Here is a 15033-nt window from a genome sequence, read left to right on the forward strand (position 1 = left end):
ACAATCTAGGCCGAAGGAGAGGCGGATATGAGAATTTCATCTATAAATGTTCAGAATTTCCGAAAACTACAACAATGTCGCTTAGATTTCAGCGAAAATACCACTCTGTTTGTTGGGGCTAATAACAGCGGAAAAACATCAGCCATGGATGCACTTGGTAAATTCTTGGCAGGACGAGGCTTTGTTTTTAACGATTTCACTATCTCAAACCGTACCACAATAAATGCGATTGGTGAAGAGTGGGCAGACAAAGAATGTAAGATGCCGGAGGATTTAGTGAAATGGGATAACCTTGTGCCTATGATGGACGTTTGGTTAAAAGTTGAGCATAGCGAAATTCACTATGTTGCCAGTATTATTCCAACACTAAAATGGCGCGGCGGAAAGCTTGGAGCTCGCTTGGCCTTTCAGCCTAAAGATATTTCAAAGTTATTTACAGAATATCGGGAAGCATATTTTGCGGCTCGTACTACTGAAGCTGCTGGGATAGGAAAAGATGCACATCTTATAAATCTATATCCAAAAGATTTATGCGATTTCCTCGACAAAAAATTAACCACATATTTTTCTATCAAGTCATATGTGCTCGATCCCAAGCAGTCAGAAGCGGAAGTGCCGCAGCCAACCCCGTACGGAATGGAATGCTTCACTGAAAACCCCTTAAAGGGTATCATTAGAATAGATATGATTGATGCTCAGCGTGGCTTTTCTGATCCGGATTCTTCTGATGATACTGAAAGATCACGAAAACAATTGTCTACCCAAATGCGCAGCTATTACGACAAACACTTAGATCCCGAGAAGCTCCCTACCCCTAAAGATTTAGAAATATTGGAAGTTACCGAACAAGCGAGAGGCGTCTTTGATAAAAACCTAGCTGATAAATTTGCTCCTGCAATTTCGGAACTGGAAGGCTTAGGTTATCCCGGCGTAACTGATCCTAAAATTACAATTACAACTAAAGTTAGCACGAGTGAGACATTGAAACACGATTCTGCTGTACAGTATGCTCTTAGCAAAAACGATGGGACACTGAAGCTGCCGGAAAAATATAATGGTTTGGGTTATCAGAATCTTATTTCAATGGTTTTCGATCTCATGAGCTTTCGAGACAGTTGGATGAGGGTGGGAAAAGCCAGGCAAGAACAAGACACTACAGATACAATTGAACCATTGCATCTGGTTCTAGTAGAAGAGCCGGAAGCACATTTGCACATGCAGGTACAGCAAGTATTTATACGGAAAGCCTACTCAGTGCTGCGAAATCATAAGTTTCTTAAAGGCAACAAGAATTTTGCCACACAGCTTGTGATTAGCACACATTCCAGTCATATTGCGCGCGAGACGAACTTCGCGGATTTGCGCTATTTCAAGCGACTTCCTGAATGCGCCAGCTGTAATGTTGCCACAGCAAAAGTAATTAATCTATCCGATGTATTTGGCAAAGAAGATGAAACGGACAAATTTGTAACGCGATACCTGCAAACAACTCATTGCGACTTATTCTTTGCAGATGCTGCCATATTAGTTGAAGGTTCTGCCGAAAGTATGTTAGTACCTCATTTTATAAAAGATCATTATCCGGAGTTACATCAAAGATATGTTTCGATACTTAATATAAATGGCCGTCATTCACATCGACTGAGTCCTTTAATTGATAAACTGTGTTTACCAACATTAGTGATTTCCGATTTAGACTCTGTCGAACCAGAAGGTCACCATAAGGCTGCCCGCCCTGTGAGAAACAGGGGGCTAATAAGCAGCAACTACGCAATTACTGATTGGATGATTAAGGAAAAAGATTTGGACAAGCTTCTTGATCTTCCGGCAGAACGAAAAGTGTTTACGAATGAAACAGCTTATAAATATTCTATTCGTATTGCCTATCAGACTCCAGTAAAAATTGATTTTGATGGAACGCCAACAGAAGCATTGTCGAGCACATTTGAAGACTGTATGGTCTACATAAATTACGAATTAATTAAGGGCCTTAAAGAAGGTGATATTGGAAGTGATGCTGGGAGCCTTATTAAGAAGGTAAATGTTGCTCTTAATGCTGCAAGATCATTTGATGAACTCCACAAGCAAATATATAGTGAACTTCGTGATGGAAAATCTGATCAGAAAGCTGAATTCGCTTTGGATTTAATTTATACTATTGATCCCAGTGAACTCACAGTTCCTCCGTATATTGCGGAGGGCTTAGAATGGCTTCAAACTTTTCTGCGTCCGGAGGATTGTTGAAAGATGGAAGATATAAAAGCTGCTCACCAATTATCTGATAACCACATAGATGATCATGTGGACGACGAAATAAAGCTGTGCCTTTCTGAAGATAGTCCCAAAAGCTTCTTTATGTTTGCAGGCGCAGGTTCCGGCAAAACGCGGAGCTTAATTAACGCACTATCTTTTTTAGACAAAGAAATGGGATCAAAATTATCTGCACATTCCAAACAGGTGGCCGTTATAACTTACACAAATGCCGCTTGCGACGAAATTTCTAAAAGGCTTCAATATAAACCTGTTTTTGCAGTGTCAACTATCCATAGTTTCCTATGGGAACTGATTAAAAATTATCAGTCCGATATAAAAGCCTGGGTTATTGAATCTTTAAAAAAAGATATTGCCGAGCTGAATGAAAAACAGGCTAAAGGACGTGGCGGTGATGCCGCCGTTAAAAGAGCAGAAGAAATTAAGAGAAAGACTAATCGCCTTGCTAAGATTGAAACTGTAAAGAAATTTTCATACAATCCTAATGGGGATAATGTGGGCTATGATTCTCTAAGCCATAGTGAAGTTGTCAAAATGGGTTCTGAATTTATAGCTATTGAAGAAACCATGCAGGAAATCTTAGTGAGTAAATATCCAGTCTTATTAATTGATGAGAGTCAGGATACAAAGAAAGAACTTGTTGATGCGCTGCTTATTGTTTACGAGAAATACAAGGACAGATTTGTTATTGGCATGTTTGGTGACACGATGCAGCGGATATATATGGATGGCAAAGACAATTTAGAAGGTTGTATCCCTAATGAATGGGAGAAACCAGAGAAGGTCATGAACCACCGTAGTGCTACGCGAATAGTGGAATTAGCCAATGCAATTCGGAAGACTATTGATAAACAGCAACAGCGTCCACGCTCTGATGCCGAGACGGGAATAGTGCGTCTATTTATAGCAGACGCTTCGGCTAATAAAGAAGAGATGGAATATCGAGCAGCTCAAATTATGGCTGAGAAGGCTAATGATAAAGACTGGCTCGATGCTGCCAAATATAAAAGTCTAATACTGGAGCATCACATGGCAGCCAGTAGATTTGGTTTTTTTGACCTATATGCACCGCTTAATGAATCTAAATCTTTTGACACATCTTTACGTGATGGATCAATATCTGAAATATCATTTTTGTCTAACGTCGTTTCTCCATTAGTAAAAGCATACCAAAACAGCAATGACTTCGAGGTTTCAAGAATTGTACGGCAGCGCTCTCCTCTTTTAGACAAGAAGGCTTTCCAGGAAAACTCTGCAGATCAGACCAAGTTACTAGAAGCTGCAGAAAATGCAGTCGAAGAATTGCTTCTTCTTTGGAAAGGTGGAGTCACTCCTACTTGTGTTGAAATATTAAAGGCCATCAAAAAAACTAACCTTTTCACCCTCAACGATCGTGTAGACGATATCCTACCTGAACCAGTAAAAGACGAGGATAAAAAGGTAGCAGCTTTGAGGAAAGCACTCTCTGTGCCTTTTGATGAGTTAGAAAAATATTCGGCATATGTAACTGACAATACCCAATTTGCTACGCATCAGGGAGTGAAGGGGCTAGAGTTCCCCCGAGTCATGGTTATTATGGATGATACTGAGGCCAAAGGATTTTTATTTAGTTATGAGAAGCTTTTTGGTGCAAAGTCTAAAACAGAAACGGATATTAAAAATGAACGCGAAGGCAAGGATACGGGAATTATGCGAACGACGCGACTTTTTTATGTAGCGTGTACGCGAGCAGAAAAAAGTTTGGCAGTTGTAGCATATACAGAGAATAAAGAAGCTGTTAAAAACACAGCTATTTTGAATGGCTGGTTCTCAGTTGAAGAGATCGAGTTCTTATAATGCCACTAAACACATTACTTGAACTACTCATTATGTTTATACTGTATCTACATGAAATAAAAAATTCTCGTTATTCAAATACAGGTTAGGCTAATAATGAATATGAACGATTAAAGTGGAATTACTTATTATTTATATTATTGGAAACTGGAGGGTGAAATGAAGAAAAATCCATATGAGTTTCATGGTAAGCCTTTTGTAACAGCTTGTGTAGGTATTAATGGAGGAACAAATGATGATTATATTCGAACTGGGTTTCATGAAGCTTTAAGAGGAATAGTGGAACGTATTAAAGAGACAAAATATGAGGATGTACTTGTCTATCCGTTGATTTTCTGTGCTCGGCATAGCGTTGAATTAGGACTTAAGATAATTTTAAGGAGACTTTTCACAATTCATGCAATTAAAGACAAAATTAATGTTAGGAATCAACTTTATGATTCAATATTAAAAAAAGCTCATACTCATAATATTCAATCGTTAAATGAACAAATACTCAAGTATATTACAGTTGATGAAAGGGTAGAAAAACAATACCAATCTATAATAGAATACCTTGAAGATTATAACATTGACCCAGAGGGTGATGCTTTTAGATACACAACTAACGTCAGTGATACTCCACACATGGAAAGTAAAAATATTACTCATATCAGTCTGGATGTTTTTACAGAAAATTATTACAGTCTCTATGAGATGATCGATAATCTCTCTTATTCTTTATCGGAAATTATTGAAGAATATAAGCAAGGTATATTTACTAAAAAATTATCACGAACGCAAATTTCTGAAATATCTTTACTGATTGGAGATATCAAGGACTGGAAAACAAGTAAAGATGAGATTAAGAAGAAGTATAACATTGGATCGAAAGAACTAACCGACGCTGTAAATATAATAAAATCTCATCGAGAGTTTTCCATGAATATTGGAAAAGAAATCAAATTTCATAATATAAGCTGTGCGGCCTTGGAGGCATATAAAGAATACCAAATCAATGCAGTTAAGCTCATGCATAATCAAAAAGTTAAAGATCCACTAGGATTAGAATATGAAAAGATTGTCCAGGACGGAGATGAGCTGAAAAAACTTGAGGATAAATTCCTTTCTATTGTTTCTTATGACGATCTTATTTTCTTCATAGCGTGCATAGAAATCAGTAAGACCAATCTGTATTCTGAGCAGTTAGATAGCACATACGAAGAACTTTTTGAAGCATATCATAACTGTTCAGAAAGTGCATTATATAAACTCGGAGGTGGAAGACTACACGGCCATTTGAAAGCGGGCTTAAAAAGATGTGGTCAAATGACTTATTGCAATAAGATTATTTAATCATATTATCACGGAAAGGAATCAAGGCAGGCATTACCCTGATGAACGTATTGAGTTTATTCTCGATTCTGCTTTTTGGGAAGCCCAATTTTTATCTCTTTTCTTATTGTATGATCAATTATGAGCTTAATGGCATGTTAATAGATTCAGGACGTGCTTCACATTATCCATATTTGATGAAGACTGTTCCAATCAACGAGGAAATATTACTTTGGTGCGATCGAGGAAGGTAATTATGGCTAGTGATAACATAAAATTCTTAGAGAATTTTATTGGTCGAGATTGGCTTAATGCAGAATTCGATAAAATCAACACAAAATCACCACTGAAGGGAGCGGGTATTGATTTTGCATCTTATCACCCATGGGTTCACTTCATGTATGAGATAGAATACTTATTAAGAAGATCTGATGTTGAAAACCGTGAAGATGTTATCATGGGACGATATCATTATATTCTAAATAATGCAGGAATGCTGTTAAAAGATAACTTTAATTATATCGTTGACAAAAAAGATGCTCAGATGAAATTGAGAAGCCCAGAACAGTTCTATGATTTTATATGGGAACTAGAAGTAAGAACGATGCTTTCACGACGAGGTGCTTGTGCTGATTTCGTTGATCCAAAGAGTGGAAACACTTATGATGGTATTGCTATTATTCTTGATCATAGTATTCCCTATGAATGTAAAAACAAAATAATCGATAATAACCAATATAACAACAATTCTGTATTCTCACAGATACTTGCCAACAAGCTTGGGGATATTCCTTCTGTACAAAACAAGATAATACAAATCGAATTTGAAAATGGTCGGCTCGAAGATATTAAGACTATTGTTGCAATTGTTCGTGACAAGTTTGATATCTTTAACTATCAGTCTATTTTGGGTAGATATAAAATTCGAACTTTAAAGTTACCAATCGACACCCCACCGCAGTATTTAATAAACCGAGAGGGAATAAACCAGATATTTCAGGTTAATGAAAGAAGGAAAAGTGAATTATACCTTGATAAAGCCCCAAGCGATGTGGTAAAAACAAAAATACTGATTAAAATGCCAGAACAAGTATTTAAATTACATAATCTTAATGGTGTTTTAAAAAAAGCAAACGCGCAACTTTCGACGGGGGGAATTGTGTTCCTGCAAGTACCATATAGTACGTTCGAGAGTGCAAAAACTGAAGTAGCAAAAGAACTCTCACAGTGCTTTTCAAATATCAGTGCTGTTAAGCTCATAGCTTTAGGAATAGAATTTTATGAAAACAAAGGTGTTAAAATTAGCCGATCAGAGGATCTGATTGTTTCACCTAGAGGAAAAATTGCATTATTACCAAAAGAAATTGAGTTTCTCTCTCAGCCAATGGCGTTTAGCAAATACGCGTGGAAATCATAGATTTTCCTTACGGTAAGTGAGTTATGATCTAGCTTCCCATTATGTTTAGAATCTGCCGGATGTTAATAAACAGTGAATTTCCCATTATCCATATTATAAGGTCAAGCTATACCAGATTCGGGAGGAGCGTTACTTTGTTTACGGAACGAAAAGCAGAAGAAATGTTACAAGAACAAGAAAATGAATATTATAAAGAAATGGCATCAGATGCTGAAGAGGACTTTAGAAAGCTAGAAGTTTTAGCAAATGAATGTTGTGAATCCATGTTGGATAACAAAATCTATATTGTTGATAATGAGAAGATATTTGAAACAAATATCATTGGAAAAGATTTATCTATAGGAAAATTTGGTGAATTGCTCGAACTCTTAAGACATGAGGAGGATATTTTAAACTGTCAAGTTTATGTAAAAGAAAAGAATTATAATGAGCCAGATATTAAGGGTTTCACAGTTTTTTATCCTCAATATGAAAGGAATGATATATCTTCAATTAAGGTTGAAATAATAGAGAGTGTGTCTGAGTTTATTGAGAAAGTAATATATAATGAAAAGGAACTGAAGAATAAAAAAACATTTTATCGTGGCCATGGTGATTGGCGGTATGATTTACTTCCTGGAATATATAGACCTCAAAATGAACATATTTTATTAAATGAAAGTGAATATATAAAAGAAATAATATCGTCATACCCTCAATACTTTATGGAATGTAAAACAGCTTTAGATTATTTATCCGTATTGCAACACAATGGTTTTCCTACGAGGCTTTTAGATTTTAGTGAAAACCCATTAATTGCGTTGTATATGGCATGCAATAACGATAGTCAAAATCATGCCGATACTATGAAAATTACTGTTCCTAAAGAATATTTCAAGTATTATGATAGTGATACTGTAAGCATATTGGCTAATATTGCTTTTGCTGAAGACGATTTTTCCATTAAAGATTTTAACGATATCCATCATTTTGAGGAAAGTCTGAACATAGAAGAATTTAACCGGAGAACTGATGTAACAAAATTGGTGCATCTAATTCGCAACGAAAAGCCCGCGTTTAAACAAGCTATTGACCCTAAACATTTGAATGGAGATATTTTGTTTGTGAAACCTAGGCGGGTCTTTGATAGAATATCGCATCAAAGCGGTCTATTTGCACTATTTGGAATATCAGGATCAAAAAAAGATATGCCTAAGATAGAGTATTTGAGTCCGCCTTGTGATATAACTCATTATATAATACCGTTATATCTTAAAAGGAAAATATTAGAAGAATTATCACGCATAAATATAACAGAAGCAAATGTATATTGTGATATGGAACATGTTGCAAAGCACTATATTAATAAAGCGAAAAATAAAGAAATAGAAAAAATCATTGAAGAAAATGAAAAGAAAGAACGGGAGTTCAGTAAATCCTTGTTTAAATAAATATTGATCATACAAGATTTTAAATCTTAACATGGTATACCTGCCTGTAGCAGGAACAATGAACTTTCATTTATGGGGTCGAGCAAACACATTCAGGTTGAACTAGGATAAGTTGATACATTATCGAAATTCCCATTATCCTCCTACTTCGTAGAATAGACAATATAATGTACCAAGTGGTTTACTGACCGGAATGTTAGCTCTGAAATTCAGGAACTGTGGCTTTCACAACGGAATCGTGGCTCATTTTGACCTGGAGTATTCACCCTTTGATGTTATGAGTAAATGGATACATGAAAATCCTGGTGAAATATAATGACGAAATAAAAAAATCTACTATAATACTCAACCTGTACTAAAATGTGCTCCATACAATAGATACAGATCTTTTCGAGGTGTTATGTGTAGAAGTCCGAAGACCTGAAGATTGAGAAGGTTGAATATCGACTACGGCCGAAGAACAGGATTATTTGGTAGAGATGTTAATAAAGATAAAGAATGGACGATCCGGAGTGGACCGCCCATTCTTGTATTAATACCTACTTCATGCGTAGATTAATTATGACCTTGCAATTATTGTCGAAATAATGTATGATCCTAAATTGTAACGCTTATATTCCATAATATAATATCATAACAGTATAGTATTGTCAACTATACTATACCAATGTTTTTGGGGTTATAGCTAAAAAATAGCTCAGTTTAGAATTAATTATTGAAGAATGATTGGGAGAGTTGCTAAGGAAGAAATTAAAGCATATGAGAAACGAGGGTTGATACAATATGAATTCCTGAAAATGGTATTCTGGAAAGAAGTTGAAACATCTATTGGCTGGCTAAAAGTTAGTTGGGGTTAAATCACGGTTATTTGACCTAGGAGTGGCGCCTAAATACTCCAAATGCATTATAAATATAAAGATTTAAGGTGAGTTTAGCGTTCTACCATAAATAGGATGTTCAAATTCAAATATATATCTTCGATTAAAAGGCTTCGTTGAGTTTGAGACCGAAAAATGGAGGGAATAACGTGGATTGGAAGAGCAAGACTTGGGAGACGGAAGACGTGCTATTTGCACAGAAAAGGAAAGTCACTAACAAGGGTAGTAATAAAAGACCGCATTTCATTGGCTCTTTCCCCAGCAGGAAAAATCCTAACGCAGAATGGATTACTCAATGGGAATCACTTAATGAACGTCTATTTTACTATTTGTTAGAATTAGATCCGCACACAGTTAGGTACTATACACAGCCGGTTGAAGTACAGATTCCTTTTCTTAATAAAGAAGGCGAACAAGGGACATGGTTACATACTCCTGATGTACTGTTCTTTCGACAAGGCTTAAAGCCATACCTTTGTCAAGTCAAGGAATCCCCGGCAGATATTACTCCTAAGATGGAAACGTGTAATAAACATAGCCGTTTATTTGCGGAGAAACAGGGGTGGGAATATTTGATGGTATATCCAAAAATGATGCCAGAAATAATTAAAAAAAACTTAGAATTCTTGATGGGTTGTATTAAAAAAAGGCAAGGATATAGGGAATGGATCGGGATGTTACTGCGCCGAATTCAGGACTTGGGGAAGATTCCCGTTAAGGACATTTCTCTTAGTTTTAAATTTCAAGCTAATCCTTTGTTTATTAACACTATAGTTTATCATATGATCGCAATTGGGTTATTATCTACAGATATTTCACTGCCATTAACGCCAGATAGTTTTGTTTGGCCAGCAGATGACACAAGGTATTATTTAACCGACAATTCCGAAAAGGTAGGTGGCGTTCTTGAATTGTGCTCAGCTCAAAGTAAACTCCAAGTTCTATCTTTACGGTAGGGCACAAGTCGTCACTTCTATTGATCCCCCTAACGTTACCTATGCCGGACTAGATGGTACAGGAGAACCTTTTGTGGTAGATTTCATTTCATTATACAACAATCCCTATTTTCAGACCGATGAAGAAGTTAAGAAAGAAATCAAGAAAGAAAAGAAAGTGGAACATTATATGTTGGAGACGCTTCCAGAACATAAGCAGAAGCGAGTATACGAAAGGTTAAATATTATTAAACCCATGCTCCTGCTCGAAAGAGTAAAAGCGCATGAAACGCCTGCAATTGTACAATTCATGAGTAGTTATAATGAATTTCTTCCGAGAGGCGACATTGACGCGCTTCAGAAGCTCTCCCGAGAAAAACTACTTTCGATGTTGTCGGACAAATATACAGTTTCAGTTAGAACGTTGCAGCGGTGGATAGAAAAATTTAAAGAAGAGGAAAAGGAGACTGGCTTAGGGGTCGCTGGTTTGATGACAAAGAATGATAAAGGGTATATAAGGAACGATGATAAGACACTCGCAATTTGTCAACCTAAGCATCCTGAAGTTGTTTTATGCACTGTTCAGACAAGGCTACCTGACGCTTATTTACCAATAATTAAGAAGGCCATTGAAGAAGAATACCTTACGTTGAAAAAGATAACCCCTGTGGCTCTATATGATATCGTAAAGACGCGATGCGAACTAGAGGTTCCCGGACTTCCCGAGCTTCCCGAGATTACACTTCGAAAGCTGTTGGACAGACTTGATCCGCAAGTGGTGACCCAAATGAGGAGCGGAAAATCCGCCACGCAAAAGTTAAAGCTTGTAGAACGCGGATTTTCGAACAAAGAAGCTTTATATCCTTTACATATGGTTGAGATTGATCATACTCCAATTAACCTAGACGTTTTAGACGATCTTCATACTTTTGTAGTTGGGAGACCTAATCTTACTCTAGGTATTGATGTTTACTCAAGAATGATATGGTGCATGTATATCACTTTTGAGGAGAACTCAACCAATGTAATGAGAAAGGCGCTTGAGCAAGGTATGTTTGTTAAGCGGTCTAAGGAGCGATATGGCACTTTAAATGAGTGGGATATCCATGGCAGACCTCAAATGATTTTCACTGATAATGGGAGTGATTTCAAAAGTGCCCATTTCAGACGGATGGTAGAACACACCTTAGGGGCAGAACTCCGATATAGACCAGTTCGAACTCCTCATGTTGGGGGAACAATTGAACGCCTGTGTGGAACTTTCATGACAGAATTCATTGATAGAATTGATGGCGCGCGTAAAAGCAATCCGAAAGAGTTAGGAGAATATGATGCCGAAGGTGAAGCTTGCCTTACACTAAGTGAATTGATTAAAATTGCAACATGGTATGTCACAGATGTATATCATCACAGTGTGCATAAAGGACTACCGCCTGAGACACCTACCCCAACTACTCGATACTACGAAGGACTCAAAAAGACTGCTTTTCTTCCGGAGTACTTTAGCCCAGAGTATGAGGATTTTTTGAGGATGCAATTATTACCAATAAAAGATAAACGAATTACCCGAGATGGAATACGTCTAGGTAACGTAATTTATTCTTCAAATCAATTGGCACCCTACGTCGGAAAAAGCCAGACTTACAATATTAAATATGATATTGATGATATCTCGAAAGTCTATTTTCAGTCTCCGGAGACTTCTGATTATATCGAAATATCAGCTATATCCCCTTCAGCGAATGAAGTTCAGGGGATGAGTCGATTTCTTTATAGTAAGATACTTAAGAGACTTAGGGAAGAAGGCAAGGTGAAGAGTAAGGAGATACCAGGTACAGGGATGGTGACGCAAGGACAACTAAGAATACAAGATGAGGTTGCACAGCTCTACAAGAAAAGTAGAAGGTCCAGAAAATTTGCTGCAAAGACAAACATGGTGCCAATACTCACTCAAGCAAATACCAATAAAGATAAACCAAAAGAGCCTTCTTTTGCGAATTTACTTGAAAAGGCAAAAGCAATTGAGCAACGAAAGAAAGAGAATGATTGATAATAAATTAGCTCTGGTGTACTAAACGTTTTAAATGAAAGGATGTAAGCTTATGGATTATAACTTAAGTGAGGACTTAAAGCGAAGGGTCGCCAATTTACATATTGCACATTCCGAAATTGAAAAGGTTTGGTCAATGTTTGATTCTACCCGCAGACATCGAAATTTAGCAATGGTCAATGTTGATGGAAGTCAAAGGAAATCAGAAATGATGAAAAAACATCGACATATTTTACTTTTTGGTAAGAGTGGTACAGGTAAGTCTGAATTGGCTATGAAATATGCAATGAGAGAGAGCCCAATTGAGACCTATTACGATGAGGAATTAGAAGCAGATATAGACATTATGAAAGTAGTTTACTTGGAGACACCGGAAAACTTCGGACGATTGGAATTTTACCAAAAAGTTTCCGGTGCACTTGGCGCCCCTCGTCTTCCAGGTCGTCCAGATGTGGGAGAAGTGAGAGACCGAGCTATTAATCTATTGAAAAGACAAAAAACGGAAATGATGATTTTAGACGAAATTGATTATCTTATCACTTCAAATGCAATTGGTTTACGACCAGCAATGGAAGCCATTAAATATGTGACTAATAATGCCGGTGTATCATTAGTCTGTATCGGTTCCCCTGAGGCGAAAAAACTGAGAAACCTTGATCTTCAATATTTTAGGAGATTCACTCCTGTTGAACTTCATAGGTTTGAGTCTTGTAATGAGGATTTTTGTGGTTTTCTTCAGGCTTTGGAAGAACAAATGAAGCCTATAAAACCTATTGGTTTAGGAGATGAGAATTCATACTTGCCTGAGCTTCTTTATAGTGCATGTAAAGGAATAGTCGGTATTTTGACTCCTATAATCATAGAAGCTTATAACTAATTGGGGATTTTTAATGAGGGCTTTAAGGACTTCGATAGTGTAAAACTTACCGTGGAATCCATTGAAAAGGCATACAATATTATCGTTGGAGATAGTGCGGAAAAAGAATTTGATAAATTGCTTGCACGTTAACATTGATCCCGAATATTGAAGTTGTGTTTAATTTCTCTTCTCTTGGGGTATAAAATCTTTAATAACCTTTTAGGAGAGAAAAGATGGAGCCATTAACTATTCGGGTAAGACCTTACCCAGATGAAGCAATTTCGAGTTTTATGTTCAGGTTAGCGGAAGCCAATGGCATTAGTATGCTTAGCCTTTGGAAGTTAGTCAGAGAGAAACGAAAGCATTATGCTCAGAGGGCAGACATAACGATTATTGATTTTGCTCCAGTCAATGTAATTAATGCGGAAAAATTAGCTTATGCTGCAATGATTGGTGTAGAAACGGTATTTCAAGGTAGCTTATATTATGTATTAAATAAATTTTCGCTTGGGGAAAGGTTGGAAAGAGCAAGATTCTTGAGTGGAGTAATTCGTGATTATGTGGCTTATTGTCCTATTTGTTTAAATGAGCATCACTATTATAAATTGCTCTGGAGACTAAATGAGATAGATATATGTTTAAAACATAAAATTAGATTAAGCAAAAATTGTCATGCATGTAATCAGATTATCGAGTATAAAGATGTTTCTATCTTGGATGAATGCCCCTATTGTCATGAAAAATTGAGTGCTGCTCGGGACTTTAAACATGTATTGAAGAACGAATATCTATTTCAAAAAGACTTACAAGATGCATGGATACAGTTGCTTAAGCCAGGGGTTTTAAAGCTTAAATCCTCTGAAGTAGCTACTAGAATTTTATATTTGGCGAATCAAAAGAATCATATTCTTGATAAAGTTTTGGTAAAAAACAGTATATTAAGTAAAAATTCATTATCTACAATTTTGCAACAGGCCAGAGGGTCCCTATCTAATGATCGGGCTTTTCATATCTCTTTAGTGCTTAATTCCCTTAAAATGTTTAACATGAACGTCAATGATTTCTTAAGTATGGAGGTTCCTGTTCTTTTTGTAGACTCAGTCAGGCAGCCTTTGGAAGAGAAGAGGCATCAATATTCATGTTTAGCTCCTTGGTGTATTAATTTTGGTAAGACCAGAGTTTTAGTAAAGACGGGCACATCGTTTAAAAGGAAAGTAAATGGTGAGACGCTACATTATTATCTTTCTTGTCCAGAATGTGGCTGTGAATATGCTGTTAATCAAGACGGGCGATTGGAAGAACGGACTTATTTTATAAGAGGATATTATTATTTAAAGGGGTTATTTAATAATGAGTATGATTTAAATGTTTTAGCTGAAAAGTCCGGTTTGAGCAAGGATAGAGTACGTAGATGTTATGCTTATTTCAGAACTAGGGGATTGCTGAGTGTTGACAGCCATAAATCTTTAGAAGGTTGGGCAAATAAAAAAATTCAGATAGAGGAGGATTTGTTAAATAAGGTTATTATAACTATTAAAGATTGCATAAATCTCAATATAGTTAAGAGATGGAGGCTATGGGAAAGTTATGATCAATTTCTAACATATCGCTTCCATCCTAAGGTGGTAAGGGCTATAATTCAACAAAAACGCGTTCTTACTAAAAGAGGATCAAAAGTAACTCTAGAAGATGTTCGACAATTGTTAGAAGAACTCTCAGAGGCAAATATCGAAATTTCTATCGATAAAGTAGCTCAATCACTTAAAGTTTGTTCAGAAACATTAAGAAGTATTAATGGCAATTCACTTATTGCGGAATATAAGGAGATACAAAGGAGAAAAACATTAATAGATCGAGCAGAAGATTTGTGCCGATTAGCAGATAGCTTTTTTTTGTTAAATCAAAACAAGAGGATTACTTCTACCGAATTATATAAATATTTGGGAGTTTCGCGACCAATATTATGGAGAACAAATTCTGAAATTACAAATCAATTTATTAAACGTTTAAGAGAGCATAATCGAATGATATAAAGTAAGTGGG

At 36.4% G+C, this 15033-nt stretch carries 10 protein-coding genes; all 10 read left to right on the forward strand.

Annotated features, from left to right (window positions below):
* The first annotated feature begins 27 nt into the window (after positions 1-27).
* The 10 genes from VB077_RS03625 (at position 28) to VB077_RS03670 (ending at position 15023) form a co-directional block, all read left to right on the forward strand.
* Entirely contained in the window at positions 28-2244 is a 2217-nt protein-coding gene (locus VB077_RS03625) for an ATP-dependent endonuclease (RefSeq protein WP_323413854.1), read from the forward strand.
* A gap of 3 nt (positions 2245-2247) precedes the next feature.
* Positions 2248-4107, forward strand: a complete 1860-nt coding sequence (locus VB077_RS03630; protein ID WP_323413855.1) for a UvrD-helicase domain-containing protein — start codon at positions 2248-2250, stop codon at positions 4105-4107.
* Between the two features lie 159 nt (positions 4108-4266).
* Positions 4267-5442, forward strand: a complete 1176-nt coding sequence (locus VB077_RS03635) for a hypothetical protein (RefSeq protein ID WP_323413856.1) — start codon at positions 4267-4269, stop codon at positions 5440-5442.
* 235 nt (positions 5443-5677) lie between these two features.
* A complete protein-coding gene (locus VB077_RS03640) occupies positions 5678-6838 on the forward strand; it encodes a hypothetical protein (RefSeq protein WP_323413857.1) in 1161 nt (386 codons plus the stop codon).
* Between the two features lie 134 nt (positions 6839-6972).
* The gene (locus VB077_RS03645) at positions 6973-8268 is read left to right on the forward strand and encodes an FRG domain-containing protein (RefSeq protein ID WP_323413858.1); all 1296 of its coding nucleotides are present in this window, start codon (positions 6973-6975) and stop codon (positions 8266-8268) included.
* 1027 nt (positions 8269-9295) lie between these two features.
* Positions 9296-10102 carry a hypothetical protein gene (locus VB077_RS03650; RefSeq protein WP_323413859.1) on the forward strand — a complete coding sequence of 269 codons (807 nt, stop codon included), beginning with the start codon at positions 9296-9298 and terminating at the stop codon, positions 10100-10102.
* A complete protein-coding gene (locus VB077_RS03655; protein ID WP_323413860.1) occupies positions 10053-12131 on the forward strand; it encodes a Mu transposase C-terminal domain-containing protein in 2079 nt (692 codons plus the stop codon). The genes VB077_RS03650 and VB077_RS03655 overlap by 50 nt, the downstream gene beginning before the upstream one ends.
* A 52-nt stretch (positions 12132-12183) precedes the next feature.
* On the forward strand, positions 12184-13008 hold the full coding sequence (locus VB077_RS03660; RefSeq protein ID WP_323413861.1) for a TniB family NTP-binding protein: 825 nt from the start codon (positions 12184-12186) through the stop codon (positions 13006-13008).
* Complete coding sequence (locus tag VB077_RS03665; protein ID WP_323413862.1) at positions 13009-13140, forward strand: hypothetical protein; 132 nt, start codon at positions 13009-13011, stop codon at positions 13138-13140.
* An 83-nt stretch (positions 13141-13223) separates the two neighbouring features.
* On the forward strand, positions 13224-15023 hold the full coding sequence (locus tag VB077_RS03670) for a TniQ family protein (RefSeq protein WP_323413863.1): 1800 nt from the start codon (positions 13224-13226) through the stop codon (positions 15021-15023).
* Positions 15024-15033 lie beyond the last annotated feature (10 nt).

This window comes from Desulfitobacterium sp. (assembly GCF_034927245.1).
Classification (GTDB): domain Bacteria; phylum Bacillota; class Desulfitobacteriia; order Desulfitobacteriales; family Desulfitobacteriaceae; genus Desulfitobacterium_A.